Source organism: Enterococcus sp. DIV0421, assembly GCF_051713745.1.
GTDB lineage: Bacteria > Bacillota > Bacilli > Lactobacillales > Enterococcaceae > Enterococcus_D > Enterococcus_D casseliflavus.
Genome location: NZ_JBIOQM010000029.1, coordinates 1 through 550 on the forward strand (window position 1 = coordinate 1; position 550 = coordinate 550).

1 protein-coding gene is annotated in these 550 nt (G+C 40.2%); it reads left to right on the forward strand.

The window, feature by feature from the left end; all coding sequences use genetic code 11:
• The coding region (locus tag IGI96_RS19775; RefSeq protein WP_438785720.1) for an IS110 family transposase at window positions 1-550 on the forward strand (550 nt) is incomplete at both ends.

Below are 550 nucleotides of genomic sequence, written 5' to 3' on the forward strand. Positions count from 1 at the left end.
CAAAACCGATAAAAAAGACGCCATGACGATCGCTCGTAAATTACGAGCAGATCTTGATAAACAATCATTTAGTGCGAACCCCTCAATGATTGAGCTGAAATATTTAACCAGACACACAGCTAGATTAAGAGAGGACTGTACTCGAAAAAAAGTGAACTACACACGCATTTTAGATATTCTCTTTCCAGAATTAGCACCTTCTTTGGGTTCTTCTTCCGCGAAGTACCAATCCTATGTGTACGCAATCTTAAAAGAATACCCCTCTGCTAGAAAATTAGGAAATGCACACTTAACGAAGTTGACCAATCTCATTTCAACGCACTCAAAAGGTCACTTTGGAAAAGAACAGGCCGTCAAGCTCAAAGCACTCGCGCAAACCTCTATTGGTCAAGAGTCGCCAGCGTTAGAATTTGAACTCCTTCAAACTATTGATGCCATTCAGTACCTTACAACTATGAGAGACAAAGCCGAGAAGGAAGTTGCTCGATTAATGAGTGAAATCGATTCACCTATTTTAACGATTCCTGGCATTGGTTTTAAATTAGGGAGT